Source organism: Aeromonas sp. TS_SC_11 (assembly GCF_057318915.1).
In genome coordinates this window covers 2,510,941-2,528,397 of the sequence record NZ_CM170470.1, presented here as the reverse complement: position 1 = coordinate 2,528,397, position 17,457 = coordinate 2,510,941, and the positions used below count along the sequence as shown (strand labels likewise).

Below are 17,457 nucleotides of genomic sequence, written 5' to 3'. Positions count from 1 at the left end.
CGCCAGCACTGGCCGCGCCCTGCTCCCGTCAAACACGCCGCGCCATCAGGCTGTAGTAGAGCAGCGGTATCACCATCAGGGTAAGCAGGGTGGAGACTAGAATGCCAAAGATGAGACTGATGGCCAGTCCGTTGAAGATGGGATCATCGAGGATGAACAGGGCCCCGATCATCGCGGCCAGCGCCGTCAGCATGATGGGTTTGGCCCGCACCTGCGCCGCTTCGATCACCGCCTGCTCAAACGCTATTCCGGCTCTTCGCTGCTGCTCGATAAAGTCCACCAGCAGTATGCTGTTGCGCACTATGATCCCGGCCAGCGCAATCATCCCGATCATCGAGGTGGCGGTAAACTGGGCCCCCAACAGGGCGTGGCCCGGCATCACCCCTATGATGGTGAGCGGAATGGGAGCCATGATGATGAGTGGCACCAGATAGGAGCGGAACTGGGCCACCACCAGCAGATAGATGAGGATCATCCCCACCCCGTAGGCGATACCCATGTCGCGGAAGGTCTCGTAGGTGATCTTCCACTCCCCGTCCCACAACAGCGCCACCTCTCCCAATTTATCGGGCTGCTGCACGTAATATTGGGGCAGGTCGATGTCGGCACCGGCGGCAAACATGCCGTAGAGCGGGCTGTCGGTATGTCCACCCATGTCGGCCACCACCATCACCATGGGCTGCATGTTCTTGTGCATGATATAGCTGGGGGCCACCTCATCACGGCGATTCACCAGCTCGGAGACCCGCACCAGCTGGCCGCTTTGGCTGCGCACCTTGAGGGCCAGCACACCCGCCAGATCCCGTTTGTCACCGGGAGCCAGTTCGATGCGGATCGGCACCGGATACTTGGCACCGTGCCCCTGCAGCCAGCTGGCATCCTGATAACCCACCCCACCATTGAGGGTGCTCACCAGATCCCCGAGATCGACCCCGAGCAGGGCCGCCTTGCTGCGATCCACCACCAGCCGCCACTTGGGCTGCGGGTCGGTCAGATAGATATCCACATCCACCAGATCCGCCGTGGCCACAAAACGGGCCTGTACGGCGCGAGCGGCCGCTTCGCGGGCGGCCTGAGTCGGGCCATAGACCTCGGCAACGATGGGGGACCAGACCGGCGGGCCGGGCGGCACCTCAACGACTTTCAGGTTGCCCCCTGCCGCACTGGCGATGGCCTGCAGCGGCTCCCGAACCGACTGGGCAATCTGGTGACTGCTGCGATCCCGTTCATGCTTGTCCACCAGATTGACCTGAATATCCCCCACGTTGGCGCCACTGCGGATAAAGTAGTGGCGCACCAGCCCGTTGAAATTGATGGGGGCGGCGGTGCCGGCGTAGATCTGGTAATCCTTAACCTCAGGCACCTTGGCAAGCTCTCGTCCGACCGCCAGCAGGGTGCGCTCGGTCTGCTCCAGGGTCGCCCCCTCCGGCATATCGAGCACCAGCTGAAATTCCGACTTGTTGTCAAAGGGGAGCATTTTGAGCACCACCCACTGCACCACCGGCATGGCGGTGGCCACCCCGACCAGCAGCAACACCGCCAGCCAGAGTTTGCGTCTGGCGCGCTTGGCGCCATCACCGATCAGGAAAGGGGTCATCAGCCTATGAAAGAGACCCGCCTTGGCCTCGCCGTGGGCACCGTGCACCTCCCCCTTGAGCAAATGGCTCGCCAGCCAGGGAGAGAAGATAAAGGCCACCAGCAGGGAGATAAGCATCCCCATGCTGGCATTGATGGGGATGGGGCTCATGTAAGGGCCCATCAGGCCACTGACAAAGGCCATCGGCAGCAGGGCCGCGATGACGGTCAGGGTCGCCAGTATGGTCGGCCCCCCCACCTCGTCCACCGCCCCCGGTATCAGATCCTTGAGCCCCCCCTTGCCCAAACCGCGATGGCGGTGGATGTTCTCCACCACCACGATAGCGTCATCCACCAGAATGCCGATGGAGAAGATCAGCGCAAACAGCGACACCCGGTTGAGGGTAAAGCCCCAGGCCCAGCTGGCAAACAGGGTCAGTGCCAGGGTGATAACGATGGCAACGCCCACCACCAGCGCCTCGCGCCAGCCCATGCTCACCAGCACCAGCAGCACCACCGCCGTGGTGGCAAAAATCAGCTTGCCGATCAGGGTGTTGGATTTGGTCTCGGCGGTGACGCCGTAGTCCCGGGTCACCGTCACCTCGACCCCGGCAGGAATAAGCCGATTCTTGAGACTCTCGACCCGCGCCTCCACCCGCTTGGCCACATCGACCGCGTTCTGACCCGGCTGCTTGCCAATGGCCAGGGTCACCGCCGGATAACTGGCTTGCCCCTGCCCCATCCAGCTGCGCCTGGTCGGGGTCTCCTGACCCAGAGAGACCTTGGCCACATCCCCCAGATAGACAGGCCGGCCGTCGTGCAGGCCCACCACCAGTTCCCTAGCCTCCTGCTCGCTTTGCAGGAACTGCCCCACCTGCACCTTGATCTCACTATTGTCCTGCTCGATGGCCTGTGTCGTTCCTACCTGATTGGCGGCGGCAAGTCGCTGACTCAGCTCGCCCCAGCTGATGCCATGGGCGCTGAGTGCGGCCGGATCCGGCATCACCCGCAGCACGGCGCTCTGGCTGCCCAGCGTGTAAATATCGCGGGTACCGGGAATACGCTTGAGTTCGGTCTCCAGCTCATGGGCGACCCGGGTCAGCTCGGGTGCCCCCAGTTGCTTGCTCCCCTCTTTGCTCCATAAGGTCAAACTGACGATGGGGACATCATCGATCCCCCGGGGTTTCACCAGCGGCTGACCGACTCCGATCCCCTGTGGCAACCAGTCGCGGTGGGAGTCGAGCTGGTTGTTGAGATCGACGATGGCCTGCTCGCGGCTCACCCCCACCTTGAACACCACCACCAGCAGGGCGCCATCGGGTTGGGAGAAGGAGTAGAGGGTATCAATTCCCTTTATCTGGGAAACCACCTGCTCGGCAGGGGTGGTGACGAGGGATTCCACCTGCGCCGGGCTGGCTCCCGGGAAGGGGATATAGACATCGGCGAAGGTGACATCGATCTGCGGCTCCTCCTCCTTGGGGGTCACCAGCACCGCAAACAGGCCGAGCAGCAGCCCCACCAGCGCCAGCAGCGGGGTGATGGCCGAGCCCTGAAACAACGCAGCCAGCCGACCCGCAGGCCCCAGCCTCTCCTTGTTGCCGTTCAGCTCGCTACTCATGTGCCACCGCCTGCTGCTGCGCCCAGGCATCGGGAGCCAGCTTGTCACCGGCTTGCAGACCGGCCAGGATCTCGCACTGCCCCGCCAAGCAGTGACCGACCCGCACCGGCGTCAGGGCCCAGCCAGCGGGCTGCTGCAGATAGACGCCGTTGAACTCCCCTTGCCGCAGCAGGGCGCGATCCGGCACCTGCAGCACCTGACGTTCACCCTGTTTGAGCTGCACCTTGAGCCACATGCCGGGCAATACCCCGGCCGTTTGCGGCGGCAAGTCGAGGCGCAACCTGAAGGCGTGGCTCTGGCTGTCGGCATAGTTGAAGCGGGTCAGTTTGACGGGGGTTACAGGCTTGCCATCCGGCAGCAGCACCTGCACATCCGCAGGCTCACGAGCAAGCGTCAGGGCGGATTGGGGCAACTCCACCTCCACCCGTAAGGTGTCGAGGGAGAAGCCGGAGAGCAGTGGGGTACCGGGGGCCACCGTCTCCCCCAGCTCCACCAGCCGTTTGGTCACCACACCGGCGTAAGGAGCCAGAATGCGGGTATAACCGTAAGCCTCGCGGGCCTGGGTGAGGGCCGCATCGGCAGCATTGACCTCGGCGCGGGCGGCGCGATCGGAGGCCTCGGCGTTATCGAGCTGGGCGCGGGTGATCACCCCCTTGGCAATCAGCGCCTGAAAGCGGGCGAGCTGGCGCTGCGCCTCCACCTGCTGAGCCTGCGCCCGGGCCAGTCGCGCCTGCGCACCCGTGACGGCGGCAAACTGCTCCTTGCCGCTGATCTCCAGCAGAGGTTGCCCCGCCTGCACCTGATCGTTCACATCCACCAGCATGCGGGAGACCCGGCCGCTGGTCTGGGCCGCCACAGTCCCCTGATTGATGGCACTGACGGTGCCATCCAGGGTGAGCCAGTCGGTCACCGGCTGCGGCGACAGGGTAAACGAGGTCAGGGTTTCTGCCTCCCCGGCTAGCGCCAGGGTGGATGTCATGACCAGCAAGGTGGCCCCCGGCAACCGGAAATGCTTCATGATAACCCCCCTCCTTGGTGCTGCGGTTCAGTACGCCAGCGGTTCACGCCACAGGATCAGGCGATGGGAGATGGCCGCACCTTCACCCATACCCGATTCAATCCCTTATCAACCAGCAAGATCCCGGCCACCATGCTTGCCACAAACAACAATATCATGGGCTGACCGCTGGAAATGAGACTCAAGGCTGGCCCAGGGCAGATGCCAACCAGCCCCCAGCCGATACCAAACAGGGCCGACCCTGCGATGAGGCGGCGATCCACTTGCCGGAGCTGGCCGAACTGGTATGGCTCATCGAGCAGGCTGCGGCTGCTCGGTTTGACCAACAGCTGGTAGCCCGGCATAAACACCAGCAAGGCGCCCCCCATCACGAAGGCCAGGCTGGGATCCCAGGCCCCCGCCAGGTCGAGAAAACCGATGACACGGGCCGGATCCACCATGCCGGAGATGGCCAGACCGAGCCCGAACAAGAGACCTGCGAGCAGACTGATAAACAGTTTCATCTCATTACCTCGTTACAACAGATGCAGGGTGACAAACACCGTCATGAAACCGGCCGCCATAAAGGTGAGGGTGGCAAAGAGGGAGCGCACCGAGAGCCGCCCCATGCCGCAGATACCGTGACCACTGGTGCAGCCATTGCCAAGACGGGTGCCCATACCCACCAGCAGACCCGCCAGCGCGACCAGTGGCCAGGTCGGCAGAGCGCTGAAGCTCGGCATCCGGGCCCAGCCCAGGCTGAACGCCAACCAGGCGCCTGCCCCCAGTCCCAACAAAAACAGCCAGCGCCAGGCATGCCTGTGCTGCAAGGCTCCCGCCAGAATGCCGCTGATCCCGGCCACACGACCATTGAACAGCATCAACATCAGGGCGGAGAGCCCCACCAGCATGCCCCCGGACAGGGCAAGCAACCATTGGGTTTCAAACATCAAGACACCTCATCCTCTTGGGAGTGACAAAAATGGGTTTGCAACACGGCCAGCACATCCGCCGCCGCCTCGTTTGCCAGCGAGTAGTAGATCTGCTGGGCAACCTTGCGCGATCGGATCAGGCCGCTACGCCTGAGCACCGCCAGTTGCTGGGAAAAGGCTGACTGCCCCAACTTGCTGTGGGCCAGCAACGCGCCGACCCCCTTCTCCCCATCAACCAGCTGACAGAGCACCATCAATCGCTCTGGATGGGCCAGCGCCTTGAGCAGGGCAGCCGCCTCGCTTGCGTGGCGTGTCATCTCATCGAAAGGGGCCATAGGCATAAATTAGTAGTTGCTTATATTTGGTTTTATTCTATAAATAAAACCTAAATTAGCAACACCTAATTTTAGGCGTTGGCAACCAGCCGGATAAACAACCAAGGAGCAAGATATGACTGTTGATAACGGAGTGAGAATCGTGGCGGGAAGCATGCTGTTGTTGTCACTGGCGTTGACCCAATGGGTCCATCCGGGCTTTTTCTGGCTGAGTGTCTTTGTCGGGGTCAACCTGATCCAGAGCGCTTTCACCGGTTTCTGCCCTGCCGCCATGGTACTGCGGAGGCTGGGTTGTCGCTGATGTAGCCAACTGGCTCACATTATTGACAAACTTGTATCTAAATGTTGCTGAAGGAGGATAGGGCTTTACCTCATCGTTCTGGATGAGTACCATCTGGCCGTTCATCAACAGCGGAGACCATCAGTGGGCAATTCATCAAGTGACAGTTGTAGGCCGACCCTTATCGTCGGCACCCAGGTCGCGAGATAGCCGCAGGTCTTCCTCTGCCGCGTTCTCGCAACCCTGCGAGAAGCGGAAATCCACTCCCCTCTTCTCTGTTTTTACACTTGACGTCAGGTGACTCGTGGCCAATGGCCCAGGACACCTTGCCTGCATAGTTTCTGCTTCCCACAAGGAGGCTGCTATGCGTTTTATTTCAACCAAATCTGGGTCCACCCAGGCTCACCCCCTGCTGAGCAAACTGGGCCGTGGCCTGCTGCCACTCTGGCTGCGCACCAAGCCGAGTCAGCACCACTACCGGTTGCAGATCCGCTGCCAGGATCGCGCCGACATGGAGCAGGTACTCGACATGGTGAGCCACACACTGCAACCAGCCGGGCTGCATCCCATGCAGTCCCTGAGACCAGGGCGCAGTGGTGGTCGGGAGCTGGTGCTCAACCTGCACTGCACCCCACCCCAGCGCCGGTATCTGGTACAGTTCGTGCATCAGGTCGGGGTAGCCCACCCGGTACGCTGGGAGCTGCGCCCCCGGCGTGATGCCGAGCCAGTGCTCAACTGACATCTATCAGGTGAATCCGGGGCCAGCCATGCTGGCCCCTCTCCATTGATCCGGCACCTTGCCCGTCGCCTCCCATTGAGCGCCTGAGCATCCGGGTCTGTGCGACCCGGGCGTCCGTTTTCATTTTCCATGGTGGTCTTTACCGCATGCAGCCTTGCGATTCATCAGGAGTGCCCATTGGCACGCCATCATGCATCCCGAAGGCCATCAGTTATCAGAAGGAGTACGCCATGAGAATGTGGCAGCAACTAGACATGATTTCCCTGCTCGACACCCTGGCCAGCCTGTTGCTGGCCTTCGTGCTGGGCAGCCTGGTGGGGCTGGAGCGCCAGTACCGCCAGCGTACCGCCGGCCTGCGCACCAACGTGCTGGTCGCCGTGGGGGCCGCCCTGTTCGTCAGCCTGGCCCAGCGCATCTATGACCTGCACGGTGGCAACTACAACGTGGTCCATGTGGTGGCTTATATCGTCTCCGGCATCGGTTTTCTCGGCGCCGGTGTCATCATGCGCGAGTCGGGCAATATCCGCGGCATCAACACGGCTGCTACCTTGTGGGGCGTAGCCGCCGTGGGCGCGGCCAGCGGGGCCGGGCTCGCCATGGAGGCGGTGCTCGGCGCCCTCTTCGTGCTGGCCGCCAACACCCTGCTGCGCCCCCTGGTCAACCAGATCAACCGCCGCCCGGTGGACAATACCGATACCGAGGTGACCTACAGAGTCACGGCTCTCGCCCAGCGCGAGTATCAGAAGGAGGTGTTGCACTGGCTGGAAGAGATGATGGAGCAGGCCAACTACCCCTTGAGCGAGCTGGACATAGAGCCGTTCGGTGAGCAGGATCTGGAGATCTCCGCCGTGCTGCTGGCCACCTCCATCGACGGCGACGAGCTGGATGCCCTTATGGTCAAGCTGGCCATTCATCCCCATATCAAGCAGGTGTTCTGGCGCGCCAGCACCACGGATTGAACGCACGGGGAATATCTTTGCGTCCTCTCCCGATAAACAAAAAGCCCCGCCAACATTGGCGGGGCTTTTTGATGGGAGCGCGACTAGCGGCGACTGCGCCAGCGCACTCTGGGGGCTATGACCTGAGCGGTCTGGCCGGGAACATTCCCTGCAATCAGCTGCTGCATCAGCTCGAAGGCGGCGCGGGCCAGCGCCGGACAATCTTGCGCCACAGAGTCGATGCGCATAGGAATGCAGTCGAGCAGGTCGTGATCATCGAAGGTACACAGGCGCATCCCCGTCTCCATCAGCCCCGCCTCGTTGAGGTAGCGCAGCACCCCTTCCAGCAGGGTAAAGGAAGCGGTAAAGAGCCCCCTGGGGGGCGCCCCCAGCTCGGCGACCAGCTCGGCCATCAGCTGATAACCGGAGCTCGGCTGATAGTCGCGATGGCGCACCCGGGCAGGCTGGGCCTCAAGCCCGGCTCGATGCAGACCCAGCTCATAACCCGCCAGCCGGTGGCGACTGGGGGAGAGATCCAGCAGGCCGCCGAAGTAGTAGATCTCCGCCCCGCACTCGCCAGCCATGTCCCGCACCAGCTCGGCGGTGGCCTTGCAGGCATCGGAGATCACCATGGGCAGGCGCGACTCGCCGATGTGGCGATCCAGCTGCACCACGGGCAGGCGGTCGTGAATTCGGGCATAGGTGTCATCGCTGTGGCCGCTGGAGGCGACGATAATGCCATCCACCTGACGACTGATGAGGTTGTCCACCACCTTCTGCTCCAGGGTGGGATCATCTTCGGAGCAGGCGATCAGCAGCTGGATCCCGGCCTCGCGACAGTGGGCCTCGAGGGCCCGGGCGATACTGGCAAAACCGAAGTTGGTGAGATCGGGGATCACCAGCCCCCAGGTGTAACTGCGGGTCTCGCGCAGGGCACGGGCATGAAAGCTCGGCTGGTAGTGGCACTCGTCCGCCACCGCCTGGATCCGCTTGCGGGTCTGGTCGGCAATCCGGTACTCCGCACTCTTGCCGTTGAGCACCAGACTGGCGGTCGCCTTGGACACCCCTGCCAATTCGGCTATCTGGGCAATCGTGATCCGTTTCTTCTTCTCCACCTGGCCTCCCGGCTGACTAGAACCGGGCTATTGTACTAGGCACGCCGACAGCGGCCAGTGATTGAGGCAAATTTTGCCGCCCTCGCCTGCATCCCCTGCCGATAGTTGCGGCTTTTCACCGGGGAAGTAACGGGCTGACAGCGTCTGACGCCCATCATCCACGAAACACTCGAGGCTGGACCGATCGCACAAGAGTGTCAGCGGGCCACCCAGCCAGGGAGCTGACCTCTCTTCCCACTCCCCGCTCTGCCAGTTCTGGCGACGCAATCCAATGCGCCCTTTCTGCCACACCAGCTCGGCCACTGTGCCGAGCCAGAGACTGCCCGCGCCGGTCAGCGTCAGATCCAGCCAGGCCGAGTCGATGGTCATCCCCGGAAACTCGCTGACGACCCCCTCGAAACGAGTCAGCTCCCCCTTGAGGGCGGCAAGTTCAGCCACCGGCCGCTGGCAGAGCCGCTCATGCTGCCAGAACAGCTCCCGTGGACAGCTCATCTGGTGGATCCAACCATAGGGAATGGTCGGCTGGCTCATCTCGTTCTCCTCCGGCAGCCCCAGCCAGCCAAACAGCAGGCGACGGCCCTGGCTATCCAGGGTGGTCTGCGGCGCATAGAATTCGAAGCCGCGATCCAGCTCGTGAAAAGCCCCATGTTCGAAGTGCTCGCCATCGAACTGCCCCGCCAGCCAGCCACACTGGTAGAGGTTGCGATAATCCTCCCCTTGCGGGGCAATCCCCTGCGGGCAACTTATCAACACATGGCGATCGGCCAGCGGGAAAAGATCAGGGCACTCCCACATATAGCCAAACTCACCGAGGCCGCCGCGCCCACTGCCGGCGATGGGGCCAATCAGCTGCCACTTGTCCAGCGTCTGGCCGCGATAGAGCAGCACCTCCCCCTTGTCGTCCAGGGTACGGGCTCCCAGCACCATCAGCCACTGCTGGCCGTCGTGCCACACCTTGGGGTCGCGCACATGGCCGCTGTAGCCTTCAGGTAAATCGAGCACAGGCCCCAGCTTGGCAAAACCACCCTCACCGTCGGCGCGAGCCAGACACTGGAAGGCGGTGCGGCTGCCATCCGGGTATTTGACATTGCCTGTGTAGATGAGGATTAGGCGCCCCTGCTCGTCGCTCACCGCCGAGCCAGAATAACAGCCGTGGCTCTCATACGCTTCTGTAGGAAGCAGGGCGATGGGCTCGTGCTGCCAGTGCAGCAGATCGGTGGAGCTGACGTGCCCCCACCCCTTGTTGCTGTGCGTGCAGCCCAGCGGGTTCCACTGGTAAAAAAGGTGATACCGGCCGCCGTGCTCGATAAAGCCGTTGGGGTCATTGAGCAGCCCCACTGGGGCTGCCAGATGCCAGCGGGGCCGATGGGGATCGGCCGCCGCCTTGAGCTGTCCGGTCAACAAGGACCGGACTATCTGTTGGAAAAAATCGACTTCCTTCATCACTCCACCTTGTACTTGAGCAGCCAGGAGGCAGCGAAGGCGGCGCCAAAGGCGATGACCAAGCCGATGACATAGTGGATCAGATTCATGGGCTGGACTATGGCCATGCCCGGAATACCGGTCAGGCCCACCGCCGTCATCCCTACCTTGGCCGCCACCACGTAGGCGCCACCCAGGGCACCGCCGAGCAGGCCGGCCAAGAAAGGCTTGATGTAGCGCAGGTTGACCCCGAAGATCGCCGCTTCCGTGATGCCGAGCAGGCAGGACATGGCCGCCGGCACTGTAATGGCCTTGATTTTCGGATCCCGGGTCTTGAAGTAGACCGCCAGACAGGCACCGCCCTGCGCCACGTTGGCCATGGCCCAGATGGGCAGCAGGAAGTTGACACCTATGGCCGGATTGGTGAGCAACCCCGCCTCTATGGCATGGAAGCTGTGATGGATACCGGTGATGACGATAAGCGAATAAGTCCCGCCAAACACCAGCCCCGCCAGCCAGCCTGCCTGCTCATAGAGGGCGCTCAGGCCGAAGGAGATGCCATCTCCCAGCACCCGTCCGGCCGGACCGATAAACAGCAGGGCCACGAAGCCGGTGATGATGACGGTGAGAAACGGCGTGAGGATCAGATCCAGTGCGTCCGGAATGCGCTTGCGCAGCTGCTTCTCCAGATGGGACATGAACCAGACCGCCAGCAGCACAGGGAAGACGGTGCCCTGATAGCCGATCATGGCGACATCGAGACCGAAGAAATCCATGGTCTTGAAGCCACCGGCCACACCCCAGGCGTTGGTCAAGGCCGGGTGGGTGAGGATCCCCCCCATGGTGGCCCCCAGATAGGGGTTGCCGCCAAACTCACGCGCCGCCGTGAACCCGATCAGGATGGGCAGTATGATAAAGGCCGCCGAGCTGAACATGTCGAGCATGACGAAGAGGGCACTGTCGGCATTGACCCAGCCATAGGTGCGCACCATGCCGAGCAGCCCCATCAGCAGACCGGACGCGACGATGGCCGGAATGATGGGCACAAAGATGTTGGACAGCGTCCGCGCCAGCCGCTGGGCCACGTTGAGCTTGGCCGTCGCCATGTCGGTCAGCTCCGCCTTGCTGGCCGTCCCTGTCCCGGTCAGGGCGATGAACTCCGCATAGACCTTGTTGACCAGACCGGTGCCGAAGATCACCTGGATCTGGCCCGCGTTGCTGAAACATCCCTTGACCCCCTCCAGCTTGTCGATAGCGGCCTTGTTCACCTTGCTGTCATCGGCCAGCACCAGCCGCAATCGGGTGGCGCAGTGGGCAGCGCTGACGATATTCTCCTTGCCCCCGAGCAGGGGCACCAAATCCTTGGCTATCGCACTGATATTCATATTATTCCTCTTATGACCCGCCACGCTGGCAGGCCCTTGTCACATGAGAGTAGGGTCTGTTGAGCTGCGGTTCTAGCCGCAGCTCAACAGCCGCTTGAGGCTGATCGCAAAAAGGCATCCAGTTCTGTGCGGGTCGGCAGTGCCGTTATGGCCCCCTTGGCGGTGGTGGCGAGCGCCCCGCAGCCGTGAGCCTGAGCCAGGATGGCGGCCAGCTCGGCCAGCGTGGGCAACCGCTCGCCCTGTGCCAGCGCCGCCAGGAGACCGGCGACGAAGGCATCCCCCGCCCCCGTGGTGTCAAGCGGGGTCACTTTCGGCCCCACCCACTCCAGCAGCTCGCCCTCGAGGCGGGCCACCACTCCGGCCGCCCCCCGGGTCACCAGCACCAGCGCCGGGCCTGATATGGTGGCGAGCCCCGCGACCAGCTCATCCTCGCCGCTCAGCAGCTGCAGCTCGTCAATCGAGAGCTTGACCACATCCGCCAGGGCGATTGCCTGGCGCACCACTGGCAGCATCTCGGCGGGGTTGCCCCACACCTCGGGCCTCAGGTTGGGGTCGAAACAGACCCGTCCCCCCGCGTCCTTGATGGCGGCCATGGCCTGCAGGCAACTGCCGCGTACCGGTTCGTTGGCGAGCGCGATGGAGCAGGTGAGCAACCACTGGCTGGCCTGGAAGCCGGGCAACTCATCCGGGGTCAGAAACTGATCCGCACTGGGGCGCACCATAAAGGTGAAGCTGCGCTCCCCCTCTTCATCGAGCGCCACCAACACTGTGGAGGTTCGATGATCAGGATCCGCCCGCAGACAAGCGGTATCCACCCCTTCCCTTGCCAGGGTATCGGCCATAAAGCGACCGAAGGGATCGGCGCCGACCCGGCCGATAAAGGCTGACTCGCCGCCGAGTCGCGCCACCCCGACCGCCACATTGGCGGGTGCGCCGCCCGGGCACTTGAGGTAGTGCAGCTCCCCTTCCGGGATCAAGTCCACCACCGCATCCCCCATTACCCACACACGATTCGTCACCTTGCTACTCCACTGCTGCACAGGATTCACTGACGGGGCCTGGCCCTCATCTCTCTTGGCTTTTATTATCAGCTAAACCGGTTTAGCTAACCAACAGATCCTGGCACCGGCTACCATTTTTGTGATCGGGATAACGAACTAGAACCAGGTTTCCATCTGCACGCCAAAGTTCCACTCGCCACCGGCGGTGAAGTTGCTCTGGCCCATGGCATCGTCGCTGGCGTAGCTGTCGAGCTCGGATGACCAGTCCATCCAGGTGGCGAACACCCGCAGCTCCGGACGCTCGAAGAAGCCGGCGGTCTGCGCCTTGAAGGTGGGGGCGAAGGTGAGCTTGGTGAAGTTGCCGTTCACCGCCTGACGACCCTTGTAGCCCTTGGGATCCAGATCCATGTACTGCCATGCCGCCTCATAGACCAGCTCGACGTTCTGGCTCAGCACCTGGGCTACCCGGGTATTGAGGGTCAGCCACTGATACTCGTCCCCCTTCACGTAGCGATCCTGGCTCTGCTCCGCCAGCAGAGCCGGCGCGAAACGCCAGCGCGGGTTGAGGTCGGTGGCGCCAAACACGGCAACCCGCACCGCATCTGCATCGGGCAGCAGTTCGCTGTCGGAACCCAAGCCCTTGAGCTCGGCACCCAGACCATGACCGTAGAGGATCGCCGCCTTGGAGAAGCCGGGGTTGATGCCAAAGAAGCTGTCGGCGTGATAAGCCACCAGGGTATGGGCTCCCTTGTCCGCCGCCTCGCTTCCCTTGCCACCGTCGTTGATGCGCTGTTCGTTGTCATTGGCCGAGAGGCCGTTCACCATCCACTGCCAGTTGCCGAAGCGGTTGTTCATGGTGAGGATGTAGCTCTCTATGTCCGACAGACCGCTGGCACTGATGTCGCCATAGTCGCGGCCATAGAGGGAGAAGTTCGCCTTCCAGCTGTCGGCCAGTTGCACGTCATAGACACCGCCACCGGTACCGGCCAGGAAGACCACGTCCGAGTCGAGCCAGTGGATGTCGAAGTTGTCCCGATCAAAGCGCTTGCCCGCCCACAGCACCGCATTCTTGAAAGCGCCATCGAAGCTCGCCAGATTGCCTATTTCGGCAAACACCTGGCGGGTATTGAGGCTCGAGTCGCTGGCGGTCCAGTCGTTGCTGGTCTCCACGCCATCTGCCAGCATCAGCTTGTAGCGTGCCCAGCTGCCGTCATCAAACGTCTGGGTCTTGAGCAGATTCGCTTCCATGTAGGTGTCGTCTTCGTTGCCAAGCCGGCCCACTGCGCCCCCCACTGACCCTGCCGGCGTGATGTAAGGGCCGCCCCGCCCACCGTTGCCATTGCCGTTGACCAGGAGGCCAGAGCGGGCGTAGCCGTGAAACTCGAAACCCTGTGCCCCCGCCGTCTTCTCATCCACCTTCTGGCTGCGGCTGTTGGCGACCTGGGCCTGCTCACTGGCCGCACTCGCCTTCACCTCGGCCTGACTGGCACGGCTCTCTGCCGCATCAGCTCTCGCTTCAGCTGCCTGTACCCGCGCCTCCAGCGCCGCCAGCCTGGCTTCGATACCGCCCTCCGCCGCCCACAGCGGGCTGCTCATCCCCAATCCCAGCGCCACTGCCAACGCCAATTTGCTCTTGAACATGGTCATCTTCCTCACCTGTCGTGTGTTGCCCGGTCGGGCTCTGTTTTTATCGGCGAAGAGAGCATAGCTAAACCGCTTTAGCCAACTCAAGATGCCAGCTAAACCGTTTCAGCTACTCTGTGAGCGGGATAACATTTGTACAGAATGAATTGGCGGGAGTTGTGAGGTGGATCCCTCATCAGGATCCACTCAATAACGAAGAGACGGGCCGAATGGCAGGCAAAAAGAAAGCCGGCACAGAGGCCGGCTTTGCTGGGATGCGCTGAGATCAGCGGGTCAGGTCGTCGAAGAAGCGTTTCACCCCTTCGAAGAAACCTTCCGATCTCGGCTTGTGGGTCTTGGCGGCGGCACCGCTGAACGATTCGTCCAGCTGGCGCAACAGCTCTTTCTGGGACTCGGTCAGCTTGACCGGAGTCTCGATCACCACCTTGCACATCAGATCCCCCACCTGGCCGGAGCGCACTGACTTGACGCCCTTGCCCCGCATGCGGAACATCTTGCCGGTCTGGGTCTCGGGAGTGACCTTGAGCTTGACGCGGCCATCCAGGGTCGGCACTTCGATCTCGCCACCCAGGGCGGCTGCGGTGAAGCTGATGGGCACTTCGCAGTAGAGGTTGTTGCCGTCACGCACAAAGATCTCGTGCTCCTTGACGTGCACCTGTACATAGAGATCCCCGGCCGGAGCGCCCGCTTCCCCCGCTTCCCCTTCGCCGGAGAGACGGATACGGTCGCCGGTATCGACGCCCGCCGGGATCTTGACCGACAGCGTCTTGGTCTTCTGGTAACGACCTTCGCCATGGCACTTGCGGCACGGATCCTTGATGATCTTGCCGCGACCGTGACAGTGCGGACAGGCCTGCTGCACCGCGAAGAAGCCCTGACGCATCTGCACCTGACCGGCACCGTGGCAGGTCGGGCAAGTCTGGGCTGTGCTGCCGGTGTGGGCACCGGAGCCGTTGCAGACCTCGCAGTGGACCAGGGACGGCACCTTGATCTCTTTGGAGACACCGCGCACCGCCTCTTCCAGGGTCAGCTCCATGGTGTAGCGCAGGTCTGAACCCCGGGCCGGACCACGACGACCGCCGCCGTTGCGACCACCGAAGATGTCGCCAAAGATATCGCCGAACGCATCACCGAAATCGGCACCGCCGCCAAAGCCACCGTGGCCACCGCCACCCTGGCTCTGATCCACGCCGGCATGACCATACTGGTCATAGCGAGCCCGCAGATTCTCGTCGGTCAGGATCTCATAGGCTTCCTTGACCTCTTTGAACTTCTCTTCGGATGCGGCATCACCCTGATTGCGGTCCGGGTGAAACTTCATCGCCAGACGCTTGTACGCCTTCTTGATCTCGCGCTCATCGGCACCTTTCGATACCCCGAGCACTTCATAGAAATCGCGCTTTGACATACTGATCCTGTTGCTACGTAAACAGTTATGCAGACGGGCGTTGGTCACCCAACGCCCGTAAATTCATCGATCAAGCCGATGGGTAGAGCGGGCTCTACCCATCTGGGTGTGGCTTATTTCTTGTCGTCTTTCACTTCTTCGAACTCGGCATCGACCACGTCGTCGTCAGCCTTGGAAGAAGAGGACTGGTTGGCATCGGCGCCAGCACCCTGAGCCTGGGATTGCTGCTGGGCAATCTCCATCAGCTTCTGGGACGCTTCCAGCAGAGCCTGCTGTTTGGCTTCGATGACAGCCTTGTCGTCACCCTTGATGACGGCTTCCAGCTCGCTCAATGCAGTCTCGATCTTGGTCTTGTCGTCGGCAGGCAGGGCGTCACCGGCTTCGGTGATCTGCTTGCGTACAGAGTGGACCAGACCGTCAGCCTGGTTGCGAGTCTGCACCAGCTCTTCAAACTTCTTGTCTTCGGCCGCGTTGGCTTCTGCCTCGCGTACCATGCGTTCGATCTCTTCATCAGACAGACCGGAGGAAGCCTGGATGGTGATCTTCTGCTCCTTGTTGGTCTCCTTGTCTTTGGCAGAGACGTGCAGGATACCGTTGGCATCGATGTCGAAGGTCACTTCGATCTGCGGCAGGCCGCGCTGAGCCGGACGAATGCCTTCCAGGTTGAACTGGCCCAGGGACTTGTTGTCGCTGGCGCGCTTGCGCTCACCCTGCAGCACGTGAATGGTCACGGCAGACTGGTTGTCTTCGGCAGTGGAGAACACCTGGGACTTCTTGGTCGGGATAGTGGTATTCTTCTCGATCAGCGCAGTCATGACGCTGCCCATGGTTTCGATCCCCAGAGAGAGCGGGGTCACGTCCAGCAGCAGTACGTCGGTCTTCTCACCGGACAGTACGGCGCCCTGGATGGCAGCACCCATGGCCACGGCTTCGTCCGGGTTGACGTCTTTACGCGGCTCTTTGCCAAAGAACTCGGCAACTGTCTTCTGCACCATCGGCATACGGGTCTGACCGCCCACCAGGATGACGTCGTCGATCTCGCCAACGGCCAGACCAGAGTCTTTCAGGGCAGTGCGAACTGGTTCGAGCGAGTCTTTCACCATATCTTCCACCAGGGATTCCAGCTTGGCGCGGGTCACCTTGATGTTCATATGCTTGGGACCTGTGGCATCTGCAGTGATGTACGGCAGGTTCACGTCGGTCTGCTGGGCAGAAGAGAGCTCGATCTTGGCTTTCTCGGCGGCATCTTTCAGACGCTGCAGGGCCAGCTGGTCGTTGCGCAGATCGATGCCCTGCTCACGCTTGAACTCGTCAACCAGATAGTTGATGACACGGTTGTCGAAGTCTTCACCACCCAGGTGGGTGTTGCCGTTGGTCGCCAGTACTTCGAAGGTGGTTTCCCCTTCGACTTCGTCGATCTCGATGATGGAGATATCGAAAGTACCGCCACCCAGGTCATACACGGCAACCTTGCGCTCGCCCTTGACCTTGTTCACGCCATAAGCGAAAGCAGCAGCAGTCGGTTCGTTGATGATGCGTTTTACATCCAGACCGGCGATGCGACCGGCATCCTTGGTAGCCTGACGCTGGGCGTCGTTGAAGTAGGCCGGCACTGTGATAACGGCTTCGGTCACCGGCTCACCCAGATAATCTTCGGCGGTCTTCTTCATCTTCTTCAGCACTTCAGCAGAGATCTGCGGCGGTGCCATTTTCTTGCCCTTCACTTCCACCCAGGCATCACCGTTGTCAGCCTTGGCGATGGCGTACGGCATGATCTTCAGGTCACGCTGCACTTCTTCATCTTCGAAACGGCGACCGATCAGACGCTTGATGGCGAACAGTGTGTTCTTCGGGTTGGTGATGGCCTGACGCTTGGCCGGCTGACCAACCAGGATCTCGCCATCATCGGCATAGGCAATGATGGACGGAGTAGTACGATCGCCTTCTGCGTTCTCGATCACGCGAGCAGTGTCGCCATCCAGAATAGCGACGCAGGAGTTGGTAGTACCCAGGTCAATACCGATGATTTTACCCATTTGACGAATCTCCAAATACTTTGAATAAACTG

General features: G+C 61.9%; 15 protein-coding genes. 3 read left to right on the top strand and 12 right to left on the bottom strand.

Annotation, left to right across the window (positions count from 1 at the left end; translation table 11 throughout):
* Positions 1–28 precede the first annotated feature (28 nt).
* Genes AC1P02_RS11865 through AC1P02_RS11845 form a run of 5 tightly spaced genes read right to left on the bottom strand, consistent with a single transcriptional unit; the run spans position 29 to position 5,457 of the window.
* Positions 29–3,193, bottom strand: a complete 3,165-nt coding sequence (locus tag AC1P02_RS11865; protein ID WP_485182278.1) for an efflux RND transporter permease subunit — start codon at positions 3,191–3,193, stop codon at positions 29–31.
* Entirely contained in the window at positions 3,186–4,211 is a 1,026-nt protein-coding gene (locus AC1P02_RS11860; RefSeq protein ID WP_099994003.1) for an efflux RND transporter periplasmic adaptor subunit, read from the bottom strand. Before AC1P02_RS11860 ends, AC1P02_RS11865 begins: the two co-directional genes overlap by 8 nt.
* Before the next feature lie 56 nt (positions 4,212–4,267).
* Positions 4,268–4,714: a YeeE/YedE family protein gene (locus tag AC1P02_RS11855; protein WP_021138046.1), complete on the bottom strand. Its 447-nt coding sequence runs from the start codon at positions 4,712–4,714 to the stop codon at positions 4,268–4,270.
* Between the two features lie 12 nt (positions 4,715–4,726).
* On the bottom strand, positions 4,727–5,140 hold the full coding sequence (locus tag AC1P02_RS11850; RefSeq protein WP_021138047.1) for a YeeE/YedE family protein: 414 nt from the start codon (positions 5,138–5,140) through the stop codon (positions 4,727–4,729).
* Positions 5,140–5,457, bottom strand: coding sequence for an ArsR/SmtB family transcription factor (locus tag AC1P02_RS11845; RefSeq protein WP_034523348.1), 318 nt, complete (start codon positions 5,455–5,457; stop codon positions 5,140–5,142). Before AC1P02_RS11845 ends, AC1P02_RS11850 begins: the two co-directional genes overlap by 1 nt.
* A 115-nt stretch (positions 5,458–5,572) precedes the next feature.
* Between AC1P02_RS11845 and AC1P02_RS11840 the strand changes: the two genes are divergently transcribed.
* From AC1P02_RS11840 to AC1P02_RS11830, 3 genes are all read left to right on the top strand, one after another.
* Positions 5,573–5,758, top strand: a complete 186-nt coding sequence (locus AC1P02_RS11840) for a YgaP family membrane protein (RefSeq protein WP_021138049.1) — start codon at positions 5,573–5,575, stop codon at positions 5,756–5,758.
* Positions 5,759–6,101: 343 nt separating this feature from the next.
* Positions 6,102–6,476 carry a hypothetical protein gene (locus AC1P02_RS11835; RefSeq protein WP_005312618.1) on the top strand — a complete coding sequence of 125 codons (375 nt, stop codon included), beginning with the start codon at positions 6,102–6,104 and terminating at the stop codon, positions 6,474–6,476.
* Positions 6,477–6,706: 230 nt separating this feature from the next.
* Positions 6,707–7,435: an MgtC/SapB family protein gene (locus AC1P02_RS11830; RefSeq protein ID WP_011898955.1), complete on the top strand. Its 729-nt coding sequence runs from the start codon at positions 6,707–6,709 to the stop codon at positions 7,433–7,435.
* An 83-nt stretch (positions 7,436–7,518) separates the two neighbouring features.
* Here AC1P02_RS11830 and AC1P02_RS11825 read toward each other — a convergent pair whose 3' ends face one another.
* From AC1P02_RS11825 to dnaK, 7 genes are all read right to left on the bottom strand, one after another.
* Positions 7,519–8,529, bottom strand: coding sequence for a substrate-binding domain-containing protein (locus AC1P02_RS11825; RefSeq protein ID WP_058394293.1), 1,011 nt, complete (start codon positions 8,527–8,529; stop codon positions 7,519–7,521).
* Between the two features lie 27 nt (positions 8,530–8,556).
* Positions 8,557–9,972, bottom strand: coding sequence for a glycoside hydrolase family 32 protein (locus AC1P02_RS11820; RefSeq protein WP_485182277.1), 1,416 nt, complete (start codon positions 9,970–9,972; stop codon positions 8,557–8,559).
* Positions 9,972–11,336, bottom strand: a complete 1,365-nt coding sequence (locus AC1P02_RS11815) for a sucrose-specific PTS transporter subunit IIBC (protein WP_125606500.1) — start codon at positions 11,334–11,336, stop codon at positions 9,972–9,974. Before AC1P02_RS11815 ends, AC1P02_RS11820 begins: the two co-directional genes overlap by 1 nt.
* An 83-nt stretch (positions 11,337–11,419) precedes the next feature.
* Complete coding sequence (locus AC1P02_RS11810; protein WP_485185449.1) at positions 11,420–12,334, bottom strand: aminoimidazole riboside kinase; 915 nt, start codon at positions 12,332–12,334, stop codon at positions 11,420–11,422.
* A gap of 159 nt (positions 12,335–12,493) precedes the next feature.
* Positions 12,494–13,984: a carbohydrate porin gene (locus AC1P02_RS11805; protein ID WP_485182276.1), complete on the bottom strand. Its 1,491-nt coding sequence runs from the start codon at positions 13,982–13,984 to the stop codon at positions 12,494–12,496.
* Positions 13,985–14,246: 262 nt separating this feature from the next.
* On the bottom strand, positions 14,247–15,389 hold the full coding sequence (gene dnaJ / locus AC1P02_RS11800) for a molecular chaperone DnaJ (protein WP_005312592.1): 1,143 nt from the start codon (positions 15,387–15,389) through the stop codon (positions 14,247–14,249).
* Positions 15,390–15,502: 113 nt separating this feature from the next.
* On the bottom strand, positions 15,503–17,425 hold the full coding sequence (gene dnaK / locus AC1P02_RS11795) for a molecular chaperone DnaK (protein WP_125606494.1): 1,923 nt from the start codon (positions 17,423–17,425) through the stop codon (positions 15,503–15,505).
* Between the last annotated feature and the right edge of the window lie 32 nt (positions 17,426–17,457).